The organism is Micromonospora parathelypteridis, assembly GCF_014201145.1.
GTDB classification, from domain to species: domain Bacteria; phylum Actinomycetota; class Actinomycetes; order Mycobacteriales; family Micromonosporaceae; genus Micromonospora; species Micromonospora parathelypteridis.
In genome coordinates, this window is the sequence record NZ_JACHDP010000001.1 from 2569536 (window position 1) to 2593597 (window position 24062).

General features: G+C 71.7%; 21 protein-coding genes. 8 read left to right on the plus strand and 13 right to left on the minus strand.

Annotated elements, in window-relative coordinates; genetic code table 11:
* The first annotated feature begins 3 nt into the window (after nt 1–3).
* On the plus strand, nt 4–942 hold the full coding sequence (locus HNR20_RS11360) for an ATP-binding cassette domain-containing protein (protein WP_184188316.1): 939 nt from the start codon (nt 4–6) through the stop codon (nt 940–942).
* Nucleotides 939–1712 (plus strand): ABC transporter permease, encoded by a 774-nt coding sequence (locus HNR20_RS11365; protein WP_184178878.1) that lies wholly within the window; start codon nt 939–941, stop codon nt 1710–1712. The genes HNR20_RS11360 and HNR20_RS11365 overlap by 4 nt, the downstream gene beginning before the upstream one ends.
* A 91-nt stretch (nt 1713–1803) precedes the next feature.
* Here HNR20_RS11365 and HNR20_RS11370 read toward each other — a convergent pair whose 3' ends face one another.
* The 7 genes from HNR20_RS11370 to HNR20_RS11400 all read right to left on the minus strand — a co-directional run bounded on the left by HNR20_RS11370 (nt 1804) and on the right by HNR20_RS11400 (nt 10533).
* A complete protein-coding gene (locus tag HNR20_RS11370) occupies nt 1804–3465 on the minus strand; it encodes a serine/threonine-protein kinase (protein WP_184178880.1) in 1662 nt (553 codons plus the stop codon).
* Between the two features lie 71 nt (nt 3466–3536).
* Complete coding sequence (locus tag HNR20_RS11375; RefSeq protein WP_221309769.1) at nt 3537–5099, minus strand: fused MFS/spermidine synthase; 1563 nt, start codon at nt 5097–5099, stop codon at nt 3537–3539.
* A gap of 36 nt (nt 5100–5135) precedes the next feature.
* Entirely contained in the window at nt 5136–6080 is a 945-nt protein-coding gene (locus tag HNR20_RS11380; RefSeq protein ID WP_229687125.1) for a coiled-coil domain-containing protein, read from the minus strand.
* A gap of 266 nt (nt 6081–6346) precedes the next feature.
* Nucleotides 6347–7156 (minus strand): inositol monophosphatase family protein, encoded by an 810-nt coding sequence (locus HNR20_RS11385; protein WP_184178884.1) that lies wholly within the window; start codon nt 7154–7156, stop codon nt 6347–6349.
* Complete coding sequence (locus HNR20_RS11390; protein ID WP_121655896.1) at nt 7149–7601, minus strand: response regulator; 453 nt, start codon at nt 7599–7601, stop codon at nt 7149–7151. Before HNR20_RS11390 ends, HNR20_RS11385 begins: the two co-directional genes overlap by 8 nt.
* On the minus strand, nt 7598–9337 hold the full coding sequence (locus HNR20_RS11395) for a sensor histidine kinase (RefSeq protein ID WP_229687087.1): 1740 nt from the start codon (nt 9335–9337) through the stop codon (nt 7598–7600). The genes HNR20_RS11390 and HNR20_RS11395 overlap by 4 nt, the downstream gene beginning before the upstream one ends.
* Nucleotides 9334–10533 carry a PP2C family protein-serine/threonine phosphatase gene (locus HNR20_RS11400; protein WP_184178886.1) on the minus strand — a complete coding sequence of 400 codons (1200 nt, stop codon included), beginning with the start codon at nt 10531–10533 and terminating at the stop codon, nt 9334–9336. Before HNR20_RS11400 ends, HNR20_RS11395 begins: the two co-directional genes overlap by 4 nt.
* Before the next feature lie 290 nt (nt 10534–10823).
* Here HNR20_RS11400 and HNR20_RS11405 point away from each other — a divergent pair, with 290 nt between their 5' ends.
* Nucleotides 10824–13244: a M28 family peptidase gene (locus tag HNR20_RS11405; protein WP_373291009.1), complete on the plus strand. Its 2421-nt coding sequence runs from the start codon at nt 10824–10826 to the stop codon at nt 13242–13244.
* Nucleotides 13245–13352: 108 nt separating this feature from the next.
* Here the strand turns inward: HNR20_RS11405 and HNR20_RS11410 are convergent, their stop codons facing one another.
* Nucleotides 13353–13841 carry a hypothetical protein gene (locus tag HNR20_RS11410; RefSeq protein WP_184178888.1) on the minus strand — a complete coding sequence of 163 codons (489 nt, stop codon included), beginning with the start codon at nt 13839–13841 and terminating at the stop codon, nt 13353–13355.
* Nucleotides 13842–14121: 280 nt separating this feature from the next.
* On the opposite strand from HNR20_RS11410, the gene HNR20_RS32665 reads away from it, so the two are divergent.
* Nucleotides 14122–16272 carry a tetratricopeptide repeat protein gene (locus tag HNR20_RS32665; RefSeq protein ID WP_184178890.1) on the plus strand — a complete coding sequence of 717 codons (2151 nt, stop codon included), beginning with the start codon at nt 14122–14124 and terminating at the stop codon, nt 16270–16272.
* Between the two features lie 4 nt (nt 16273–16276).
* Here the strand turns inward: HNR20_RS32665 and HNR20_RS11420 are convergent, their stop codons facing one another.
* Nucleotides 16277–17218, minus strand: a complete 942-nt coding sequence (locus HNR20_RS11420) for a threonine/serine dehydratase (protein ID WP_184178892.1) — start codon at nt 17216–17218, stop codon at nt 16277–16279.
* 16 nt (nt 17219–17234) lie between these two features.
* Nucleotides 17235–18035, minus strand: coding sequence for a 2OG-Fe(II)-dependent halogenase WelO5 family protein (locus tag HNR20_RS11425; protein ID WP_184178894.1), 801 nt, complete (start codon nt 18033–18035; stop codon nt 17235–17237).
* Between the two features lie 315 nt (nt 18036–18350).
* On the opposite strand from HNR20_RS11425, the gene HNR20_RS11430 reads away from it, so the two are divergent.
* The 3 genes from HNR20_RS11430 to HNR20_RS11440 all read left to right on the plus strand — a co-directional run bounded on the left by HNR20_RS11430 (nt 18351) and on the right by HNR20_RS11440 (nt 20576).
* Nucleotides 18351–18506 carry a hypothetical protein gene (locus HNR20_RS11430; protein ID WP_184178896.1) on the plus strand — a complete coding sequence of 52 codons (156 nt, stop codon included), beginning with the start codon at nt 18351–18353 and terminating at the stop codon, nt 18504–18506.
* A gap of 118 nt (nt 18507–18624) precedes the next feature.
* Entirely contained in the window at nt 18625–19155 is a 531-nt protein-coding gene (locus tag HNR20_RS11435) for a SigE family RNA polymerase sigma factor (protein WP_184178898.1), read from the plus strand.
* Nucleotides 19152–20576 (plus strand): hypothetical protein, encoded by a 1425-nt coding sequence (locus HNR20_RS11440; RefSeq protein ID WP_184178900.1) that lies wholly within the window; start codon nt 19152–19154, stop codon nt 20574–20576. Before HNR20_RS11435 ends, HNR20_RS11440 begins: the two co-directional genes overlap by 4 nt.
* A gap of 140 nt (nt 20577–20716) precedes the next feature.
* On the opposite strand, the gene HNR20_RS11445 is transcribed toward HNR20_RS11440, so the two are convergent.
* From HNR20_RS11445 to HNR20_RS11455, 3 genes are all read right to left on the minus strand, one after another.
* The gene (locus tag HNR20_RS11445; RefSeq protein ID WP_007465523.1) at nt 20717–20971 is read right to left on the minus strand and encodes a Smr/MutS family protein; all 255 of its coding nucleotides are present in this window, start codon (nt 20969–20971) and stop codon (nt 20717–20719) included.
* A 120-nt stretch (nt 20972–21091) separates the two neighbouring features.
* Nucleotides 21092–21460, minus strand: coding sequence for a tetratricopeptide repeat protein (locus tag HNR20_RS11450; protein WP_184178902.1), 369 nt, complete (start codon nt 21458–21460; stop codon nt 21092–21094).
* Nucleotides 21461–21562: 102 nt separating this feature from the next.
* Nucleotides 21563–22333: an ROK family protein gene (locus HNR20_RS11455; protein WP_184178904.1), complete on the minus strand. Its 771-nt coding sequence runs from the start codon at nt 22331–22333 to the stop codon at nt 21563–21565.
* 61 nt (nt 22334–22394) lie between these two features.
* Between HNR20_RS11455 and HNR20_RS11460 the strand changes: the two genes are divergently transcribed.
* Nucleotides 22395–24032 (plus strand): ABC-F family ATP-binding cassette domain-containing protein, encoded by a 1638-nt coding sequence (locus HNR20_RS11460; RefSeq protein WP_184178907.1) that lies wholly within the window; start codon nt 22395–22397, stop codon nt 24030–24032.
* The last annotated feature ends 30 nt before the right edge of the window (nt 24033–24062 follow it).

Sequence of the window (24062 nt, forward strand, 5' to 3'; positions counted from 1 at the left end):
ATCATGACCAACCTGGCCATCTCAGCGAACGGACTGCACAAGTCCTACGGCGACAAGATCGTGCTCGACGGCATCGACCTGGCCGTACCCGAAGGAACGATCTTTTCGCTGCTCGGCCCGAACGGGGCGGGCAAGACCACCACCGTCCAGATCCTGTCCACTCTGCTCCCCGCCGATGGCGGCACCGTCCACGTCGCCGGCTACGACCTGGCCCGCAAGCCGGACGACGTGCGCGGCGCGATCGGCGTCACCGGCCAGTACTCGGCCGTCGACAAGCTGCTCACCGGCGAGGAGAACCTGCTCCTCATGGCCGACCTGAATCACCTGTCCCGCTCCGATGGCAAGCGCAAGGCCGCCGAGCTGCTCGAACGGTTCGACCTGGTCGACGCGGCCGGCAAGACCGCCGGCACCTACTCCGGTGGAATGCAGCGCAGGCTGGACCTGGCAATGACCCTGGTCGGCGACCCCCGCCTGATCTTCCTGGACGAGCCCACCACCGGGCTCGACCCCCGCAGCCGTCGCTCCATGTGGCAGATCGTCCGCGAACTGGTCGCCAACGGCGTCACCATCTTCCTCACCACCCAGTACCTGGAAGAGGCCGACGAACTCGCCGACCGCATCGCCCTCCTCGACCACGGACGCCTGATCGCCGAAGGCACCGCCGACGAACTCAAGCGCCTCATTCCCGGCGGCCACATCGAGCTCACCTTCAGCGACACGCACCTGCTCGATGCCGCTCAGCACCTCCTCGGAGCAGGAGTCGCCGACCCCGAGGCGCTCAGCCTGCAGGTGCCCAGCGACGGAAGTGTCCGCGCGATCCGCGAACTGCTCGCCCGCCTGGACGAAGGCTCGATCGACATCGACGAGATGAGCGTCCACACCCCCGACCTCGACGACGTGTTCCTCACCCTCACCGGCCGCCAGAAGGAGACCACCCGATGAACACCCTCACCCTCGCCATGCGGGACAGCTCCACGATGGTCCGGCGGCAGCTCAAGCGCCTGATCCGCTACCCGTCCATGACCGTGCAGCTGGTCGCGACGCCCGCCATCCTCCTGGTCCTGTTCGTCTATGTCTTCGGCGGCACCCTTGGCGCGGGCATCGGCGGTGGCCGCGACGCCTACGTCGACTATGTCGTCCCCGGCATCCTGCTCATGGCGGCAGCCACAGCGGCGACCGGAACCGCCGTCATGGTCGCCACCGACATGACCGAAGGCATCATCGCCCGCTTCCGCAGCATGCGAATCTCCCGGGCCTCGGTCCTGACCGGCCACGTCATCGGCAGCCTCGTCCAGCAGCTCCTCAGCATGGCCGTCCTCATCGGCATCGCCCTCGCCATCGGCTTCCGGCCGAACGCCAGCGCAACCGAGTGGCTCGCCGCCGGCGGAGTGCTCACCCTGCTCGTCCTGGCGGTCACCTGGCTGGCGGTCGCCCTCGGCCTGAAGTCCTCGACTCCCGAGGCCGCCAGCAACGCGCCGATGCCCCTGATCCTGCTCCCCTTTCTCGGCAGCGGCTTCGTCCCCACCGACTCCATGCCCACCGCCCTCCGCTGGTTCGCCGAGTACCAGCCCTTCACCCCGATCATGGAAACCGTCCGCGGCCTCCTGCTCGGCACCCCGATCGGCAACAGCGCCATCATCGCCACCGCCTGGTGCACCGGTATCGCCCTCGTCTCCTACCTCTGGGCCAAGAACACCTTCAACAAGGCCTGAGCGTCAACAGACCGAACAGGGCCGTCAGACCAACTGGTCTGACGGCCCTGAACCGTGACAACGCGCCTTCAACGACCGCCGCGACCTTCGGTCAACGTGGTGCTTGCCCCGGGCCACCGCCACCGTGTCCCTCGGCCTTTTTCGGTTTCGCGGGGACCTTGGCGGCTTTCGGGGGCTTGGCCTTCGTCGCGCCGCCGCCCGTACCGGAGCCGCCGCGCACCGTCGTCGCCTTCGCTGGGGCCTTCGGTGGGGCGGCCTTGACCGGCGGGACCGTGGACGGCGCACTGCCGGCGACACCGGAGACGCGGACCCCGCAGGTCGCCTCGCCGAGCCGGAACTCCACCGGCAGCGGGTTCGCCCCGCTGTACTTCCCCGTGAGGGTGAGCTTCTCGGCCGCACCGGGTGCCAGCGTGTTGCGCTGGGCCGTCGGCCGAATCAGCACCGTGCTTCCCTGCTGGTGCACCGGCGCGGGCTCGGCCTTCGTCACCGTCTGCTGACCGGGGAAAGTGAAGCTCATCGCCCAGTCCCGCAGCTCACGGTCACCGGTGTTGGTCAGCGTCAACTCGGCGGCGAAGTCGGTGCCGGAGTCCGTGCGCAGCGCGTACGCCACCTCGCAGGGCGGCGCCGACGGCGGCAGACCCATCCGGGCCTCGGTCGTCGGCCGGCCCTCACCGCTGGCCGGGCTGCGCGAGGTGAACCCCCACATCGCCCCGGTGACCGCGATCAGCCCGACGGCTGCCACCCCCGCCTCAACCCGACGACGTCGGGTCACCCGCCGACGCGTCCGCCGGTCCCGTTCACGGGTACGCGACAGCGGCAACGCGTCGGTCGCCGCGGACCAGGGCAGAATCGTGGTCCGCGCACTGCCCAACATGGCCGGGTCCAGGGGCCCGCCGGCCGGGGAGACCGGCGCGAGCATTCCGGCTGCGTCCGCGAGGGTCCGGGTCAGCTCGGCGGTGGCGGGCCGGTCATCGGGCCGCTTGGCCAGGCAGCGCCCCACCAGTTCGGTCACCTCGTCGGGCAGCCCTGCGACGGTGGGCATCGGCTCCGGTTCGTTGTACATGTGTGCGCGCAACATCTGGGTGGTCGTGCTGGCCCGCCACGGCAGCCGCCCGGTGAGCATCCGGTAGAGCAGCAGCCCGACGGCGTACACGTCGGTGGCCGGGGAGACCTGGCCGTTGTCGAGCCGTTCGGGAGCGAGGTACGCGGGAGTGCCCAGCAGCGCGCCGTCCGGCCCCTTCTCGCTCTCCCCGACCAGCGCGGAGATACCGAAGTCGACCACCTTGACCCCGGTCGACGTGAGCATGACGTTGCCCGGGGTGACGTCGCGGTGCACCACGCCACGGGCGTGCGCGGTGGCCAGCGCCGAGCTGACCTCCGCGGCGATGGTCACCGCCTCCCGCCACGGCAGCTGGCTCTCCCGGCCCAGTCGGCTGGCCAGCGATGCGCCGTCGACCAGCTCCATCACGACGTAGGGAACGGTCAGGCCGACCTGCTCGGACTCGCCGTAGTCGTACACGTTGGTGATGTTGGGGTGGCAGAGCCGCGCGGCGGCCTGCGCTTCGATTCGGATCCGGTGGCGGAAGGCCCGGTCGCTCGCCAGCCGCGAGGCCAGCACCTTCACCGCGACCTGGCGGCCGAGCACCTCGTCGTAGCCGCGCCAGACCACCGACATGCCGCCCGCGCCGAGCTGCTCGATGAGCCGGTACCGCTCATCGAGCAGCTGCGCGCCGTTTCGGTCCCCACCACCCATGGTGACCGTTGTTGCCCACGAGCAACCGACCTACACCTGGAGTATCGGAATCGGTCAGAATTGTCACCCGTTCAGGCGGTGGCCAGCAGTTGGTCGACCGGGGCGTAGTCGTCGGTCAACACCAGCGCCGAGCCGACGAAACCCGTCAGCTCAGTGCCGGCGAGCAGGCTGACCGTGGGGTCGACCGCGTTCAGCCGGGCGCGGATGGCGTCCAGCGGCAGCGGGGCGTCGGAGCCGACGATGAGGAAGTTGCTGCCCTGCTGCTCGGCGAGCGCCTCCGGTGGGGCGATCAGCGCGACGTGCGTGAACTCGGCGGCCACCGTGGCCAGCTCGGCGCGGATGAACCGCAGCGGCGGGTAGTCGATGACGTTCTGCACGTACACGCCGCCGGGGCGGGTCACCCGCCGGACCTCGGCGGCCATCTCCCGGGTGGCCAGGTGCCAGGGCACCACCAGGTGACCGAACGCGTCACCGACCACCAGGTCGCGGCTGTCCGTCGGCTCGCCGACGACCAGCATCCGTGCGTCGCCCACGACCGCCCGCAGGTCCGGCCCGGTGCGTACGCCCAGCTCCCGCTCGCCCAACTCGACGAGCCCGCCGTCGATCTCGAAGACCACGTTGTCGGTGCCCGGCCGGGTGGCGGTCAGGTAGCGCGGCACGGTGAACCCACCGCCGCCCAGGTGCAGCGCGTCCAACCGCTGCCCGGTCGGCGCGGCCACGTCGGCGACCGCGCCGACCCACTTCGTGTACGCGTACTCCAGGTGCTTCGGATCGGCCAGGTCCACGTACGAGTGCTGGGCCGAGTTGAGCAGCAGGGTCCGTCCGGTGGGCCGGTCGGGGTCTGACGTGACCCGGGCGCAGTGGTACGCCGTCTCGATGTCGCACGGGTTCGGTGCCACGGTGGTCAGCCCCGCCCCGACCAGGCCGAGCACGGCCAGCGCGGCCCGGGTCCGGGCGGGACCGGGCAGCTCGGTGGGCTCCTGCCGGCGCAGGTACCAGCCGAGGCCGATGCCGACCAGCCCGAGCGCGACCGCCAGGGTCAGCAGGATGACCGTGCTGCGCAGTGCGGCGACCAGCACGAAGCCGGTGAGCAGGGTCGCCGTGATTCCGCCCAGGGTGCCGATCCCGGAAAGTCGGCCGACCACCTGGCCGGTGCGGCGCAGGTCGGCGAGCTGGAGCTTCACGACCAGCGGGGTGACCGCGGCGAGCAGCGCGGCCGGTACGAATACGGCCAGAGCAACCAGCAGCAGGATGCCGCTGGCCGCGCCACCGCGTAGCACCTCACCGGCGTACCGGACGACGGGCAGGGTGACGGCGGTGGCGATGCCGGCCAGCACCAGCGCTGGCGCCAGCAGGCCTCGCGGATTGCGCCGGTCGGCCAGCCAGCCGCCGGACCACGCCCCGTAGGCGATCGCGGCCAGCGCGATGCCGATCACCGAGCTGGTCACCTGGAGGGTCACCCCGACGTACGGGCCGACCAGGCGTAGCGCGACGGTCTCCAGCACCAATACGGCACCGCTGGAGAAGAAGACCAGGAAGGCGGCCAGGCCGTTGGGCAGCGCCCGGCCAGTGATGGACACGGGCGGGGCCGAGGATGCCGGCGGGGCCGCCACGTCGGACGGTGGGGTGCTCATCGTCGCGATGGTACGCAGCGAAGCTGATGCCTCGGGTCAGTACAGCGATAGATGAACGTGGTTCGTGTGGGACGCGGCGGGACTGCCGCTGCCGCTGTACGAACGCCACCCGGTGCCGGGATGCCAGATCTGCCGGTACCAGATCACGTAGAGCACACCCAGCCGGTCGGCGTTGCGCACGTGCCAGGCGGCCAGGCTGTCGCCGTACGCCTTGTCGCCGCCGGTCGCGTTGCGGTCCTCGAAGCCGTTCGTGGCGGCCGCGAAGTCGCAGGCCCGCCCCTTCGGGTGCTCGCCGCCGCCACCGCTGCGTTTGCAGGAGACGTGCCGCTTGTAGCCGGCCGCCTGGGTCTGGTTCAGCGCGTGGAGGGTGCGCGGGGTGATGCAGCCCGAGGTGGTCGGGTCCTTCACGGAACAGGATTCCGACGGCCAGGATCCGTCGGAGTTGCGCGGCGCCGGCTTCGCCGAGGCGGAACTGCCGCCGCTGAAACCGTTGCTGCCGCCCGAGCTGACCTCGGCGAGTGCCGCCTCGGCCTCCTTCTTCTTCTTCGCCATGACGGCGAGCTGCTTCTGCTGCTCGCGGACCTCGGCGTCGATGGCGAGCTTGGCCTGCTGCGCCTGCTGCCGGGCTTCGACGAGGTCACGCAGCCGCTTGCTGTCCCGCTGGGCCATCAGCTCAAGGTCGCTCGCGCGTTGCAGGAACGTCTGCGGCGTGGCGGTGTTGAGCAGCATGGCGACCGGGCTGAGCCGGCCGGCGCGGTACGACTGCGCGGCCACCTCGCCAACCTGGGCGGTGAGCCCGACCAGGCGACCCTCGACCACCGTCAGCTCGCCGGTCAGCGCCGTCTGGCGCCGCTTGGAGTTGTCCAGTTTGGCCTTGGCCTCGATGTGCCCCTTGGCGGTCAGCTCCAACGCGTCCTGCAGCTTCTTGCTGCCACCCTCGCCGGGTTCCGCGTACGCGGGCACGGCGGTACCGCCGAGCATCAGCGCGACGGTGGCGAGCAGGGCGAACAGTGCGCGGCGACCGAGCCGCGGGCTGAGCCTGGTCCTGGGCACGCAAGCGTCCTTCCGTCGACCGCCGGCCCCCGGGTCAACAACTGCGCGGCGGCGTCCCCGCCGGCGCCGGTCGGCGGCCTGCTGGCGGAGACCGCCGGTCACGATACCGGACTGTGGGCCGGTGACCAGTCCCCTGACCTTCGAGCTGCCTCAATGTCGACGGAGCGTTTTGACGCCGTCGCGCAGTGCGCGGATCAGGGGTTGAGGAGGGCGTCGCGTACCTCGGCCCAGACCTGCTCGTTGACCGCGACGAGCAGACCTCGGCCGTCGTCGGCGGGGTGGTAGTCGACTCCGTCGAACCGGCGGGCAACGCCACCAGCCGCGCGGACCAGCACCGTGCCCGGCGCGTGGTCCCACGGCAGGGTGCGCCAGAAGAGGGCGAACTGCTGCTCGCCGGTGAGGATGTCCAGGTACTCCCGGCCGGCGCAGTGCTGGCCGGGCAGCAGCTCACCGAGCCGGCGCCCGCCGGCGCGGACCCGGTCGCGGGTCTCCGGCGGCAGGAACTGGGTCATCGCCGCGCCGCGCAGCTCGCCGAGTGGCGGCACCGTGGCGGTGCCGTCGACCGGTCGGCCGTTGAGCAGGGTCCCGTCGTCCGCCCAGCCCGCGGCGAGAGTGTCGGCGAGCGGGTCGAGGATCCAGCCGGCGGTCGGCCGCCCGTCGGTCAGCAGCGACACCATCAGGGCGAACGGCCGGCGGCCCGCGGCGAAGTTGGCGGTGCCGTCGACCGGGTCGACCAACCAGACGTCCCCGCTGTCGCGCAGGTGCCGCAACAGCCCTGGATCGTCGGCGACGCCCTCCTCACCGACCACCGTCGAGCCCGGCCGCAGTCGGCGCAGCCCCGCCGAGAGCAACTCCTCGGCCCGGCGGTCGGCGATGGTGACCACCTCGCCGGGCGCCTTCTCCGACACGTCGGCGTCGTCGAGCTTGCGGAACAGTGGCAGAACGACCTGGTCGGCGGCCTCTCGGAGCAGGTCGCCAACGTCGTCGAGCAGGGTGTCAGCCACGCGGCGGCAGCTTGACCACGCTGACGAAGAACTCGTCGATCTGACGGACCACCGAGATGAAGCGCTCGAAGTCCACCGGCTTGGTCACGTAGGCGTTGGCGTGCAGCTGGTAGCTGCGCAGGATGTCCTCGTCGGCCTGCGAGGTGGTGAGCACCACCACCGGGATCCGACGCAGTTCCTCGTCCTTCTTGATCTCCTCCAGCACCTCCCGGCCGTCACGGCGGGGCAGGTTGAGGTCGAGCAGGATCAGGTCGGGTGTCACCGCGTCCGCGTACTGACCCTCCTGCCGCAGGTAGGCGAGCGCCTCGGCGCCGTCGGAGACGACGGTCAGCCGGTTCCGCAGCTTGTGCTCCTCGAACGCCTCCTGGGTCATCAGCACATCACCCGGGTCGTCCTCCACGAGCAGGACCTCGATCGGGCTCTTGCCATCCGCCGGCGCGGTCATCCCACCGTCTCCCTCATGTCACCCGTTCTACCGCTTTCCGGCGACTCGTCGGCCCGGTCCGGCCGGTCCGACCCGTCGGACTGCTCCGTCAGCGCTGCCGGAACCTCGTTCGAGGGCGTCGCGTCGCCCGCTGCCATAGCCTGCGGCTGCTCCGACGGGTCGACAGCGGCAGCCGCGGCAGCCGCGATGTCCTCGGGAAGCGCCGGCAGGGTGAACCGGATCGCGGTGCCCTCCGGCACGTCGGTGTCCACCCAGACCCGGCCGCCGTGATATTCGACGATCTTCTTGACGATGGCCAACCCGATGCCGGTGCCCGGGTACGCGTCCTTCGAGTGCAGCCGCTGGAAGATCACGAAGATCTTGTCGGCGAACTCCGGCTCGATCCCGATGCCGTTGTCCTGGCAGCTGATCTCCCACTCGGTGCCCACCAGCCGGGCCGAGATGTGCACCTTCGGCGGCACGTCCGGGCGACGGAACTTGATCGAGTTGCTGACCAGGTTGGCGAGCAGGTTGGTGAGCAGCGGCTCCTCCCCCGAGATAACCGGCAGCTCGGTCCAGGTCAGCTCGGCGTCGGCGTACTGCCGGGCGGCTTCGGTCTGGCCGGCCACGTCGCCCATCACCTTGTTGAGGTCGACCTCGACGAAGCCGGTGGTGAGACGGCCGATCCGGGAGAACGCGAGCAGATCGTTGATCAGGCGCTGCATCCGCTGCGCGCCGTCCACCGCGAAGGCGATGTACTGGTCGGCCCGCTCGTCGAGCTGCCCGGCATAGCGGCGCTGGAGCAGCTGGCAGAAGCTGGCCACCTTGCGCAGCGGCTCCTGCAGGTCATGCGAGGCCACGTACGCGAACTGCTCCAGGTCACGGTTGGACCGGGTGAGTTCCTCGGCCTGCTTCTGGAGCTGGTTGTTGACCCACTCGATGCGCTCGCGGGCAGCCCGCACCTCGGCCAGGTCGGTGGCGATCTTCTGGCGCATCGCGTCCACGTCCTCGCCGAGCCGGATGAACTCCGGCGGGCCGCTGGTGGCGATGCCGTGCTGGTAGTCACCCTCGGCGACCTCGCGGACCTGGGTGGCCAGCCCGGTCAGGGGCCGGATCACCATCCGGTCCAGCGAGAGCAGCAGCACCGCGCCGGCCACGACCACCACCAGGGCGGCGACGATCAACAGGACGACCAGCACGTTGCTGCTGGTACGCACATTGGCGGCGGCCTGCTCCCGGGCGGCCAGGATCTCCTCCTGGAGGTCGTTCACCGCCGCCCGCACCTGGTCGAACTGCTGGCGAGCCTGCTCGGTGACCAGCGCCTGGCCAGCGCTGGTGCCGCTCTGCTCGGTGGTGGTGATGACCGGTTCCGCCACCGACTGCCGCCACTGTGCGGTGCGCTCCTCGACAGCCTGCAACTCCTGGCCGATCTGCGGATAGTCGCCCAGCAGCGTCCGCATCGAGGCGACAACGCTCTTCTCCCGGTCGAGCCCCTGCCGATAGGGGCTCAGGTCGGCCGGGTCGCCGCTGACCGCGTACCCGCGGATCGCCGTCTCCTGGTCGAGCAGCGCGTTGAGCAGCTCCTGCGACTGCACCCGCAGCGGGCCGGTCTGGTTGAGGATGGCGTCGATCTGGGTGCGGTTGCGGGCGGCCATCGCCGCCTCCGCGCCAGCCAGGCCGATCAGCAGCACACCCACGACGGTGAGCAGGGTGATGACCCGACGGCGCAGACTCCAGCCGCCGACCACCGGCTTCACCGGCCACCACCCCGGCTGACCAGCAGCATGGCCACGTCGTCGGCGAGCGGACCACCGTTGATGTGCTCGGCCCGGCCGACCAGCCAGGCCGGCAGTTCGGGCAGTGACACCGCACGGTTGGCCGGCTCGTCCAGCAGCCCACTCAGGCCCGGCACGTCGAGCCGCTCGTTGCCGGCACCCACCCGCCCCTCGATCAGGCCGTCGGTGTACATCAGCAGGGACCAGTCATCGGTGTCGAACTCCAGGTCGTAGGCGATCGGCCGGCGGGGTCGTACGCCGAGCAGCAGGCCGCCGGGCGCCGGCACCGGGGCGACCCGGCCTCCGGAGAGCAGCAGCGGCGGCGGGTGCCCGGCGAGTCGGACGGTGGCCCGGTTGGCGTCCAGGTCGAGCCTGGTGGTGGCCACCGTCGCGAAGATCTCCTGCAGGCGGCGCTCACTCATCAGCACCTGCTCCAGCGCGGGCAGCACCTCGTCGTCCGGCACTCCGGCGAGCACCAGGGCACGCCAGGCCACCCGCAGCTCCACACCGAGCGCGGCCTCGTCCACCCCGTGCCCGCAGACGTCGCCGACGATCAGGTCGAGGCGGTCCGGCCGGGTCTGCACCACGTCGAAGAAGTCCCCGCCGATCAGCGCGGCGTGCCGCCCGGGCCGGTAGAAGGTGTGCACCGCGACCTGGTCTGTCGTCATCAGCGGCTGGGGCAGCAGGCCGCGTTCGAGCCGGGCCGACTCCGCCTGGCGCAGCTCGACCTCGCGCAGCCTGCGGGCGTTCTCGTCGGCGCGCTTGCGCTCCACGGCGTAGCGCAACGCCCGGGTCAGCAGCACCCCGTCGACCTGGCCCTTGACCAGATAGTCCTGTGCCCCCTCGGCGACCGCCACGACGCCCAGGTGCTCGTCCGAACGACCGGTCAGCACGCACACGGCGGCGCCGCTGGACATCTCCAGCACCTGGCGCAGTCCGTCCAGCCCTTGCGCGTCGGGCAGGCCCAGGTCGAGCAGGACGCAGTCGACGTCGGCGATCCGCTGCCGTGCCTCGCTGAGACTGGTGGCGACCATGAGATCGATCATCGAGTTCGTCTCGGCGAGCAGCTCACCGACCAGGAAGGCGTCGCCCTCGTCGTCCTCCACCAGCAGCACCCGCAACCGCTCGCCGGGCGGCAGGTTGGCGTGCCGCGCCAGGCCGCCGTGGGGGTACGGCACAACTGGGGAACCGGCCAAGCCGGCCCCCCGGTGCGGCCGGGTCACCGCCGCGAGACGCGGGAGTTCGCTGGTGATGTCGGGCTCCTTCCGAGTGCCCTGCTGATCCTGTATTAGACAACGGTCGCACACAACACGACGCCTGCGGCGCGGGCGGGGATGGGCCGCATCACTGCCCGCGGAATGACAAACCGGGCGGACGGTCGGCGTTGGGCGTACCGGCCATCCCATCCGGGGCCGCCGACGGGCAGGATGGTGCCACCCCAGGCCCCACCACCCCCCGAGGAGTTTCCGTGGGCGCACCGACCACCCCGGCCACGACGGGCACGCCGGCCCGGCCGACTCCGGGCGTACCCCCTGCCGACCGTGCGTTGACCCGGCCGCGGCGGCGGCTCGTGGCCGCCGCGGCGGCGCTGGTGGCGCTGGCCGCCGTCGGCGCTGGCAGCCTGCTCGACCTGCGCACGCCGACGCCGAAGCCGGCGGACGCGCCGGCGGGTGAGTTCAGTGCCGCCCGGGCGTACGAGGACGTCCAGGTGATCGCGGCCCGGTCACACGTCGCCGGCAGCCCGGCCAACGACCAGGTTCGCGCCCACCTCGAGCAGCAGTTGCGCGGGCTGGGCCTGGAGACCGAGGTGCAGGACACCGTGGCACCGGAGGCCGGCCAGCTCAGCGGGGCGGCGGGCGGTGCGACCCTGGCCCGCGTCCGCAACGTGGTGGCCCGGATGCCGGGCACCGACTCGACGGGCCGGGTCTTCCTGGTCGCCCACTACGACTCGGTGCAGACCGGGCCGGGCGGCAACGACGACGCGGCCGGCACGTCGGCCATCCTGGAGGTGGCCCGCGCGCTGAGCACCGGCCCTCGACCCCGCAACGACATCGTCTTCGTGCTGACCGACGCCGAGGAGGCGTGCCTCTGCGGCGCGGCCGCGTTCGCCGCCAGTCACCCGCTCGCCGCCGACGGCGGTGTGGTGCTCAACCTGGAGGCGCGGGGCTCGACCGGGCCAGTGATCATGTTTGAGACGTCCCGGAACAACGCGAAGCTGGTGGACGTCTTCGGCCGGTCCGCCCCGCATCCGGTCGGCACCTCGTTCGCGGTGGAGATCTACCGCGCGCTGCCCAACGACACCGACTTCACCGCGTTCCTGGACCAGAAGTTCGTCGGGCTGAACTCGGCGTACATCGACGGGGGCGCGATCTACCACACGCCGTTGGACACCCCGGCGGCGATGGACCGGGGCAGCCTCCAGCAGCACGGGGACAACGCGCTGGGCCTGGCCCGGGAGTTCGGCCGGACCGACCTGACCGAGCTGCGCTCCGGGCACGACGCCACCTATTTCCCGGTCCCCGGCGGGCTGGTCCGCTACCCGGGCTGGCTCACCCTGCCGTTGGCCCTGCTCGCGGTGGCCGCGGTGGCCGCGCTGGGCTGGTTGACCCGTCGCAGCGGTCGGGCCAGCACCGGCCGGCTGGCCGCCGGCTTCGGGCTGGCTCTGGTGCCGATCGTGGCCGCGCCGGTCGCCGCGCAGTTGCTCTGGCTGGCGATCACCACGATCCGACCGGGGTACGCGGAGCTGCTCGACCCGTACCGGCCGATCTGGTACCGGTTGGCCGTCCTGGCGCTCGCCACCGCCATCCTGTTCACCTGGTACGCGCTGACCCGCCGCCGGATCGGCCCGGCCGCGCTCGCCGTCGGCGGGCTGGCCTGGTTGGCCCTGTTCGGGGTGCTGCTCGCCGTGGCGGTGCCCGGCGGGGCGTACCTCACCACCCTGCCGGCGCTGGCCGGCGCCCTCGGCGGGCTGGTCGCGCTGCGTACCCGGCAGACCGGGCCATGGCCGGTGGTGGCGGTGACCGCCGCCGCGGCCGTCGGCGTGGTCATCCTGCTGCCCACCGTGGTGCTGCTCTTCCCCGCGCTGGGGATGGCCATGGGCGGGGTGGCCGCGCTGGTCGCGGTGCTGCTCGGCCTGACCGCGCTGCCGGTAGTCGACCTGCTGCACCCGCAGGCCGGCGGCCAGCGCGGCCTGCGGGCGTTGCGGGCCCGCCGGCTCGGCATGTTGCCGGCCACGGCCGCCGCCGTGGCGGCGGTGGTGCTCGCCGGGGTCGGGCTGGGCGTCGACCGGTTCGACGCCGCCCATCCCGCGCCAACCCACCTGATGTACGCGTTGGACGCGGGCACCGGCCAGGCCCGTTGGCTCAGCCACGAGAGCGACCCGCAGTCGTGGACGGACGGCTACGTGGACGGGCTGACCGACGTCAGCGACGACTTCCCCGGGCTCGGCGGCGGTGAGCTGCGGGCTGGGCCGGCACAGTCGGCGAATCTGCCGGCACCGAAGCTGGAGGTGTTGGCCGACAACAGTTCCGGCGGCGAACGCACGCTGCGGCTGCGGCTCACCCCGCAGCGGACGGCCCGGCTCGCCACCCTGCACGTCGACACGTCGACGGCCACCGTGCTGCGGGCCGAGGTGGCCGGGCGGTCGGTGCCGGTGGAGCCGCGCGCGGGGAAGTGGGGCTTCGGGTTGGTGTTCCATGCCCCGCCGACGGAGGGCATCGAGGTCGCGTTGACCCTGCGGCCCACCGGCGGCCAGGTGGCGCTGCGGGCGATGGACGCCAGCGACGGCCTGGAGGCGCTGCCCGGCTTCCGCCCCCGACCGGCGGCCGTCGGCGTCGTCGGGTCGCACAGCTCCGAGATGCTGGCGGTCGCGCGCACCTATCCCATCTGACGGACAGCGCGGTGGTCCGGTGGAGCGATTTCGCCCCCGGACCACCGGCTATTCGAAACGACCGAAACTGTCACCCGCCGATTCGGATCGATCCGGTGTCAAATTTCATCAGCCCACCGGTTCGGGTTGACCGGCGCCGATCCGCCGCCAGCGATTTCCGTCGTGATCGGTGAAGGTGAGTTCCATCAGAACGGTGTCGGCCGCGCGTAGGCGGTGTTCTGCCGTGACGGTGACGAAGATGTCGTGAACGTCGTGACCAGGAATCCGGCGGACCTGTTTGGCCGCGGCCAGCCCGACGGGTGAGCCGTCCGGATCGTCGGGCGGGACGAGCCGGGCCAGCACCGCCACGTCCAGTACCGGGGCGTCACTCTCGTTGGCCACGGTGACTCGCAGCACCGAGGTGCCCCGAATCTCGGCCACCGCCGAGACCAGCCGGGCCTGGGTGGCCCGGATCCGCAGGTCGTCGGTGCGGCGGGCGCGGATCTCCCGGCGCAGCCCGAGATAGACGAAGAGCACGCTGGCGATGGAGCCGACCGCGCCGAACCAGTCCGGTACGGAACCCCAGTCGACCACGTCCTGGATTGGCGACCAGTTCATGAGTCCATCGTGGAGGCCTCTGTCGAACGTCGAGCACGACGGATCGGCCGGAATCAGCGGCGAATTGGGACTCCCGACGCCGATTCCGGTGAGCCGGCCGACCTAAACGGAGAGTGTGCAACCCAGTACGGCGGTGGATACCCTTGCGGTTGACGTGGTGCGGGCGACAATCCCTCCGACTGTCCACCAGATGGACAGGATCTTCTGCCGCCGGCCACTGCAATTTCGCCACCGAAGGGGGACCGCATTGACTGCGGACGTTCCACCCGAGGATGCCGGCGTGCCCCGGCCCGCGTACGACCGGCCGAGTCGCGTCTCCGTCGATCCACCGCTCGGACGGCTGGACAGCCCGCTGCACGGGCGCGACGACCTGATCGACGAGATCGTGCAGCCAGCGGGAAGTGCCGGGGGACGGCCCTCGGTGCACATCCTCTGCGGCATGGGTGGCTCCGGCAAGAGCCACGTTGCCCTGGAGATCGCCCGCCGCGCCCGGGCCGACGGCCGGACGGTCTGGTGGGTGCAGGCGGGGCGGCTCAACTCCGGCATGCGGGAGGTGGTCAGCCAACTCGGCGCCTCGGAGAGCCAGGTCGACCAGGCCTGGGCCGGGATGATCAGCGCGACCGACCTGGTGTGGCGCTACCTCAACCAGGCAGCCCAACCCTGGTTGCTGATCTTCGACAGTGCGGACGAGCCGGCGACGCTGGGCCCCACCGACGGGGTGCTCGCCGACGGCACCGGTTGGTTGCGCCGCCCGGATGCCGATGACGGTGTGGTCGTCGTGACCACCCGGGATGGCAATCGGGCCACCTGGGGCACCTGGTCGACGCTGCACCAGGTGCGCCCGCTCGACGCCGAGGCCGGCGCGCAGGTGCTGATCGACCGGGCCGGTGAGCAGGCCGGCGACCTGACCGACGCCCGTGAGCTGGCCCGGGAGCTGGGCGGGTTGCCGCTGGCGTTGCGCGCCGCCGGCAACTACCTGCGGTCGGTCAACGCCAGCCCGGTCTGGCGCGGCTCGTCCACCATCACCACCTTCGCCGACTATCGGTCCGCCGTGCAGCGTCGGTTCCGCTCACCACGCGACGCCACCGATGTCGACCTCGACGAGTCGCTCGGCCTGGAGATCGTCCGTGAGGTCGACGACATCTCACTGGACCTGCTGGCCCGCCGCCAGCTCCAGCAGAGCCGGCCGCTGCTGAACGTGCTGGCCTGCCTGAGCGTCTCCCCGGTGCCCTACGAGGTGGTGCTCAGGCCGGCCATCCTGGCCGGGTCGCCGCTCTTCGCGGGGCTGACCAGCCGGCAACGGGTGAAGGTGCTGGAGGGCATCGGAGACCTCGCCCTTGTCGACTTCGACGTCCGGGAGGACGTCACCGACCCGGCGTTCGCGCACGTGCTGTCGCTGCACCCGCTGGTGCACGCGATGTTCCGCGACCGGGACGAGGTCCGCGAGCAGATCGCCGAATACCACAGCGTGGTCATGAAGCTGTTGCTCGCCGCCACCGCAGGGCAGAGCCCGGACGACTCGGCGGCCTGGGCCAACTGGGACGTGCTGGTGCCGCACCTGGTCGAGGCCGTGCGCGAATACCTGGTACCGCAGCACCACAAGCACGACCCCGAGACGGTACGCCGCGCGCTGGAGCTGACCCGGTTGACCGCCCGCTACCTCATCGCGGTCGGCCTACCCGGCTCGGCCTTCGACATCCTGGACCCGATCGTGCGCGGCTGCGCCGCGTACGACCACGATCTGGACCGGCCGCAGGTGCTGGCGCTGCGCCACGAGTTGGGCCGCACCTGGCTGGAACGCAACCAGCCGGAGATGGCCGACCGGGTGCTCCGCGAGGTGATCGCGGACCGCACCAGAGTGCTGGGCAGCGACGACGCCGACACCCTCGCCAGCCGACACAAGCTCACCAAGGCGATCATGGCGCAACGCCAGTGGCCGGAGGCCGAGCTGGAGCTGCGGCAGATCGTCGCCGCCGAGGACCAGGTCCGCGGCCCGGAGCACTGGGACACCATGATCGTGAGGCACAGCCTCGCGCTGGCGGTGCTCGCCCAACAGCGGGCCCCCGAGGCCGAGGAGATGCTGCACGCGATCCTGGAGGTCCGCTACCGGACCTGGCCGCTCAACCAACCGGAGACCTGGCAGGCCCGGCACACGCTGGCCCGCTGCATGCAGGAGCAGGGCCGCCTCGCCGAAGCGGAGGCGGAGCTGCGAGCCACCCTGGCCACCGTCGAGCCCCGGCACGCCGACCGCAGCGAGGTGCTCGCCATCCGGGCCACCCTGGCCGCCGTGCTCCTGCTCGACGGGCGGCTCGACCCGGCGATCGAGGCGTACGAGCAACTGCTGGCCGACCGTCGACGACTACTCGGGGACACCCACCTGGACACCCTCCAGGTCGAGCACGCACTGCGCCGCCTGCGCAACGGCGGCTGACTGGTCAGTGCGGCGCGGCCGGGCCCAGGTCACTCGGGTCGGTGTTGCCGCCACAGATGATCACTGCCACCCGCTCCCCCGGCTGTGGCACGTACGCGCCGCCGACCAGCGCGGCCAGCGCGGCAGCGCCACCCAACTCGGCGGCGACCCGCAGCTCCGACCAGAGCAGGCGACGGGCGCGCACCAGGTCCTCGTCACGGACCAGGACGGAGACCACCCCGGTCCGGCGCGCGGTGTCGAAGGCGATCTCGCCGATGCGACGGGCGCCCAACGAATCCGTGGCGATGCCGCCCACCTCGATGTCGACCGGCCGGCCGGCCTTGAGGGCCGAGTGCAGGGTGGGGATCTGCTCGGGCTCGACGGCGACGACGCGTACCGACCCGCCGAACCAACTGGCGATGCCGGAGACCAACCCACCGCCGCCGACCGCCACCAGCACGGTGTCGATCCCGCCGACCTGCCGCTCCAGTTCCCGGCCAACGGTGCCCTGACCGGCCACCACCTCCGGCTGGTCGTACGCGTGCACGACCAACGCGCCGGTCTCCCCGGCCCGCTGCGTGCTCGCGGCCAACGCCTCGGCGTAGTGCTGACCGACCTGGCGCACCTGCGCGCCCAGCCCGGCCAACCGCTGCACCTTCACCGGCGAGGCGGTGACCGGCACGAAGACCTCCGCCGGAACGCCCAACGACCGGGCCGCGTACGCGACGGCGAGGCCGTGGTTGCCACCCGAGGCGGCGATCACCCCGGCCGACGGCAACGCCCCCTGGAGCATCCGGTTGAACGCGCCACGCGGCTTGAACGAGCCGGTGTGCTGGTGCAGTTCCAGCTTGAGACTGAGCTGCCCGGGCACGCCCAGGTCGGCACCGTCGACGGCGATCACCGGGGTCTCCCGGACCCGCCCCTCGACCAGTGCGGCGGCGGCCTCGACGTCGCTTCTGTCCACCATGGGGAAACGCCCTTCACTACGACCAGAGGGCCAGTCGACCATCGTCGGTGAGCCCGACAAAACATCCTATGGAGATCCGCCGGCCATCCGTCGCGGGACGCACCGTGTGATAGTGCCGCGGGTCGAACAGAAAGCCCTCCCCGAGCGTGGGTCGCAGTGTCAACGACTGCGCGTCGGCGGCTACCGACTCGTGGAAGCCGTACCCGCCGGGAATCCGCAGGTCCTCGTCGTTCGGCTGCCAGCGCCGCCGCCACAGCACGGTCTCCCCACCGGCCGGCGGCACCCGGATGTAGATGTTGAACGCCAACTGCGCCACCACGTCACTGTCGAGCAGCCGGCCGGCGTACTCCCGGACCGCGTCGTCGAAATGCACCTGGAGCCCCGCGTTGATCTCCCGGACGATGCCGACGTGCATGTCCCGACGCTGCCGCCGCCCGGCTGCGACGTCCGGCCACGCGGCCCGGAACGCGGCCAGACACAGCTCCCGTGGCGCGTCCGCCAAGCCCAGCGTGGACCAGCTCTTCTCCGCCGCGCGGGCCGCGTCCCAGTAGTCCTCGCGCAGGTCACCGGCGTCCCGGTGGTCGTTGATGGCCGGGCCGAACTTGGCGACGACGGGAAAGACCCGGCTCTCGTCGTACCGGTCCATCGGGGCGTTGGCGAGAGCCGCGGTGATCGCGTGGCAGCGGGCCGCGGCCAGCAGCCCCGGCACCCGGACGGCGGCCAGCCGCCCCGCGATGAGCCCGGCGACATCCGCGCGAGTGATCGAATCGGATTCGACGGCGACGAACAATGGATCGGTCCTGCTCGAATGCTGCACGGCGGTCCTCCCGTAACGAAGATCCCTCACCGGACATGTCGCGCCCCCCGATCCGCGCACCGTGCAATGTACAAACCTCCGGCAATGCCGATCATTGACCGCGACACATGCGCTGTAGGGTTTCCGCAGTTCCGGGCAGGGTGGCGCGGGCATCGCTACCATCGGCCCAACCGGGTTTCGCGATACCGAGCCGTACGGCGAAAGCTTTCCACCGATCGGGGAATGGTGACGAATCCCGGCATGACAGATGATGCGACTAGCTCGAACGCTGACGAGGAGTTCGATATGGCTGGGGCCGGCCCGACGGATCTTGACATGCAGGTCGACCGCCTGGAAATGGCGCGTCGAATCGCCCGGGAAATGATCGAGTCCGACCGTCAGGCACTGGAGCTGGCCGTCCGGCAACGGCCACAGTGCTGGTCCCGGCACCCAGCCGGCCACGGCGCCCGCCCGGACGCCCTCGCGGGCTGACCCAGCAAGCAGCGCTCGGCACACGCACGTACGGTTCCCACTCAACCCCCGGCACCACCGGTCGCGTCTCACTCTGCATCCGCACGCGAACGCGAGGCGGACGCGACCTGGAGGTGGCGTGAGCCGGCACGAGGACGACGAACAGTTCCGGCTGTTCGTACAACGACAGTGGGGGCCGTTACTCCGAACGGCCTACCTGCTGACCGGCGACCGAGGGGCTGCCGAGGACCTGACGCAGTCGGCGTTGGAGAAGACCCATCGGCGCTGGGGGCGGGTGCTGCGCAGGGACGCGCCCGAGGTCTACGTACGCCGGGCGATGGTCAACACGGCGATCTCCTGGCGGCGTCGACGGCGACCGCTGGAGGTGCCGCTGCTGACCTCCGACAGCGCGCCGACAACTGACGCGTACGCGCAGGTGGAGGAGCGGCAACTGCTCCTCACCCTACTGCGGCGGTTGCCGCCCAGGACCCAGGCGGTCCTGGTGCTGCGCTACTTCGAGGACCTCAGCGAGGCGGACACCGCCAAGGTTCTCGACTGCTCCATCGGCTCGGTGAAGAGCCAGGCGTCGCGCGGACTGGCCCGGCTGCGGAACGAGTTGGCCCCACCCGCCCCGCAGTCCCCGGTGCGGCTCGAGGAGGAACTCGCATGACCGAGAGCTTCGCGAATTCAACGCTGAGCCCTGCGCTACGGCAGGCCACGCACGCCGTCGACGTACCTGAGGACCCGTGGCCGGGGTTCGCCCGGCGCGAGCGACGGCACCGGCGGACCCGGCTCATCCGGGCGGCGGCAGCCGCCGCGGTCGGGGTCGCGCTCGTCGGGGTCCAGACCAATGTGGTGCCCCTGCCCGGGTGGGCGCCGGGCATCGCGGTCGCCGCCGCCCCGGCAGCGCTGCTCGACGCGCCACCTCGGGGCTCGTTGGCCGGCGATCGGGCCTGGCTGGAGACGCTGCGGGCGCGGATCAGCACCGACATCCCGTTGGGTGGCGGGAGCCGGGACGGAATCTGGAAGGTTGGCGATCGCGACCGGATTCGTCTGCTCTACGGCAGTGACCAGCCGGGCCACCGGGTCGCGCTGGTCGCGGTGCCACTGCGGTTCGGCCTGCTGACCAAGGAGGCGCTGGTCTGGTACGTGGGTCCGGCCGGGACCGACGCCCAACAGATGCGCTACGCCGGCCACAGCGAGGACGTCAACGAACCGGTGATGACGCTGATGCAGGCCGAGCCCGGCCGGAGCGGGTTCGCGGTCGTCGTCGGGCCCGTCGATTCGACCGTGACGATCAGTGGCGAGCCGCGATACACCCCAGCGGGAACGCTGGAGTACGAGGACCTCGCCAGGGCGGACGGCCGCGGGGTTGGGTTTGCCGCCCTGCCCGCTGTGCCGCTTCCGGGCGAACCCGTCGTCCGGGTCAGCCGTGGCGACCACGTGCTCTACCAGGGCGGCCTGGGCGGCGGCCCGTACGCCGGTGTCGACCCGACCGGGCAGGAGATGGACGCCCTGCTCACCGCCGCCCGACGAGGTGCCCGAGGCACGCCGATGGACGATGCCAACCTGCGCAACTACATCGAACTGGCGCTCGTCGACAGTCGCCTCCCGGCGGCCGGGACGACGGTACGGGTGCGGTGGTCCAGCAGCGAGCACGGCCAGGCCGCCGCGCTGCTCACCGTGCAGCCCGTCGGCGGCGGCGTGATCGCGTACGCCAGGCATGGCGACGAACGAACCGGCTGGTGGACGGACCTGCGGCTGCTGCTGCCGGCCGAGGGTGCCGACCAGCGACCAGTTGGCTGGCGGATCCGGGAAGACATCGGCACCGGCACGCCGACGGACCAGGTACGGGTGATCGCTCCGCCGGACGCGGCTCGGGTCACCGTCACGGCCGGCGGCGCTCCTCCGGCCCCGGTCACCCTCGACGTGTCGAACGCCGGCACCACGCGGATTCCGCCGGACCAGTCAGCCACCTTCACTGCGTACGCCGCGGACGGTCGCGTCCTCGGAACCACTCCGTTGCCACCGGTCGAGGCTGATATGTCGGGCCTGCCGGGCGACAGCCCGGCCACCCGGGTCACCCCCTGACGAGAACCGAAAGCGAGGCCGAACAGCGGGCCGCTTGATCGACACCATTTCGCCGACGTTGCGGTATCCAGCCGCCCGGATACCGCAACGTCGGCGAAATGGAGTGGATCGAGCGCGCTGCGGTCGGCAGAGCGCCGGCGCTACTTCCAGCGGAAGTGCACGAAGAGCCGGCCGAAGTTCTTGGAGTCCTTCTCCACGCGGTGGTAGAGCTGCTTGACGTCCTTCTGGTCGAGGAACCGCAGCACCCGCTTCTTGAGCTGGCCGGACCCCTTGCCAGGGATGATCTCGACGAGGGTGGCCTTCTTCGCCACCGCCTCGTCCATGATCCCGCGCAACGCGCGGTCGATGTCCTGCCCCTTGTTGAAGATCTCGTGCAGGTCCAGCTTGAGCTTCATGCCGCAGCCCCCGGCCGGTCAGGTCCCATGTCCGCCATCCTAGGCACGCCCGGCGGCCCACCCGCCGGACGACGGAGGGGCGGCCCCGAAGGACCGCCCCGCCACGTCACCGGTGCACGCTCAGCGCGTGCCGCCCACGCGGGTTTCCACCCGCTCCAGCGCCGTCCGGTAGTCGTCGTTGGTCGCGTACATCGCTGCGGCGATCCGCAGGTGCCGCAACGCGTCGGTGTGCCGGTTCAGCCGCTCCAGCGTCCGACCGAGCACGTGGTGGGCGTAGTGGTCGCTCGGGTCCCGATCGACCAGCTCCCGCAGATGCTCCTCAGCCCGGTTGAGCTGGGCCGACTGGAAGTACGCCCGGGCCAGCAACTGCCGGACCGCGGCGTTGCCGGGTTCGGCGGCGACAATCGGCTCCAGCAGTCGGGCCGCTCCGCTGGGATCACCGGTTTCGAAGAACATGGTCGCCCGCCGGTAGTCCGCCAGAAGATCCATCTGCCCACCTCCTCGGGTCGCACCGTCACCTGTTCCGACGCTGGCACAACGCTGGGCGTTTGGCGACTGTTCCCGGGAGCCGGGAGCCCGGGCCGAATCGGGTCAGGTACGGGCGTCCCGGCGTCCGGCGGCGAGCTCCCAGGCGCGGACACCGCCGACGATCCCGGCGGTGTTCGGCACCACCACCACGTCGTCGCCCATCCGGGCCAGCTGCTCGGGCCGGATCAGCCGGGAGTTGCCCCCGCCCAGATAGAGCCGGTCCCAGCGGAACACCGGGCGAAGCCCGTCCACCACCTGCCGGATCCGGCGGGACCAGAAGGCGTCGCCGAGCCGCCGGCGTTCCGGCTCACCCACGTACGTGTCGTAGGTGGTGCCCCACCGCACCGGCGCGTGGGACAGCTCCAGGTGCGGTGCGAGCACCCCGCCGTCGAAGAGCGCGCTGCCCAGCCCCGTTCCCAGGGTCAGCACCAGCTCGCAGCCCGTGCCGGCGACCACCCCGGCGCCGTGCACCTCGGCGTCGTTGAGCACCAGCGCCGGCACCCCGAACGCGTCGGCCAGCGCGCCCCGCGCGTCCCAGCCGGACCACTCGGTGAGCAGGTCCGGGTCGACCCGGGTGCGTGGGCCGTTGCGGGTCACGTAATGCGGTGTGGTCACCACCACACCGTGCCGGATCATCCCGGGTACGCCGACCGTCAGCCGGTCCGCCGCCGGCAGGCGCCCACCCAGATCCAGCAGGGTCCGGACGAACAGCGCAGGCGGCAACGGGTACGGGGTCGGCACCCGCAACGGCCGGGCCCGCATCGTCCCCGCCTCGTCGAGCACGGAAGCCTTGATGCCTCCGCCGCCACAGTCGATCGCCAGTGTGGTCACCACGCCATGAGTCTGCCCGCTGCCGTCGGGTCGTATGCCAGCAGCCGGATAGGCTGCCGTCCTGATGAGCGCCACGATGATCGTCAAGGACCTGGCCGCCGGGCACGGCGACCGCCCGCTCTTCGCCGGACTGGACCTGGTGGTCGCCCCCGGTGACGTGGTCGGCCTGGTCGGGCCGAACGGGGCCGGCAAGTCGACGCTGCTGCGTACCCTCGCCGGGTTGTTGCCGGTCGAGGCCGGCACCGTGCGGCTCAGCCCGCCCACCGCGAGCGTCGGGCACCTGCCGCAGGAGCCGGAACGGCGACCGGGCGAGACGGTACGGGACTTCCTGGCCCGGCGGACCGGGGTGACCGCCGCGCAGGCGGCGCTGGACGCGGCGACCGAGGCGCTGACCGCCGGGGCGCCCGGCGCCGACGACGCGTACGGCGACGCGCTGGAGCGCTGGCTCGCCCTCGGCGGCGCGGACCTGGACGAACGCGCCGAGCAGGTGAGCGCCGACCTGGGGCTCGCAGTCGACCTGGACCACCCGACCACCGGGTTGTCCGGCGGCCAGGCGGCCCGCGCCGGGCTGGCCTCGCTGCTGCTCAGCCGCTACGACGTGTTCCTGCTCGACGAGCCGACCAACGACCTGGACCTGGCGGGGTTGGAACGGCTGGAGGAGTTCGTCACCGGGCTGCGGGCCGGCACGGTGCTGGTCAGCCACGACCGGGAGTTCCTCACCCGCACGGTGACCCGAATCCTGGAGTTGGACCTGCCGCAGCAGCAGGTGCACCACTACGGCGGTGGTTACGCGGCCTACCTGGAAGAGCGGGAGGTGGCCCGCCGGCACGCCCGCGCCGACTTCGAGGAGTACGCCGACACCAAGGCCGGCCTGGAGGCGCGGGCCCGCACCCAGCGTGGGTGGATGGAGAAGGGCGTGAAGAACGCCCGGCGCAAGGCCACCGACAACGACAAGATCGGCCGCAAGTTCCGGAGCGAGGCGAGCGAGAAACAGGCCGCCAAGGCCAAGCAGACCGAACGGCTGATCGAACGGCTCGACGTGGTCGAGGAGCCCCGCAAGGAGTGGGAGCTGCGGATGGAGATCGCCGCCGCCCCCCGCGCCGGCGCCGTCGTGGCCACGCTGCGAGGTGCGGTGGTACGTCGCGGCGGGTTCACCCTCGGCCCGATCGACCTCCAGATCGACTGGGCGGACCGCGTCGCGGTGACCGGGGCGAACGGCTCGGGCAAATCCACCCTGCTGGCCGCGCTGCTCGGGCGGCTGCCGCTGGACGCCGGCACCGCCTCGCTCGGCCCCGGGGTGGTGGTGGGCGAGGTGGACCAGGCACGAGGGCTGTTCCTCGGCGACGCGCCGCTGATCGACGCGTTCCAGGCGGCCGTACCCCACATGTCGCCGGCGGACGCGCGGACCCTGCTGGCCAAGTTCGGGCTGCGAGCGGCGCACGTGCCGCGACCGGCGGCCACCCTCTCCCCCGGTGAGCGAACCCGGGCGGCGTTGGCGCTGCTGCAGGGGCGTGGGGTCAATCTGCTGGTGCTCGACGAGCCCACCAACCACCTGGACCTGGCCGCCATCGAGCAGCTCGAATCGGCGCTGGCCAGCTACCCCGGAACGCTGCTGCTGGTCACCCACGACCGGCGAATGCTGGCCGCCATCGAGACGAACCGCCGACTCCGGGTCGACGCCGGGCGGATCGCCGAAGATTGATCCGTGCCAGCGGGCCAGCGCGGGGTGAGA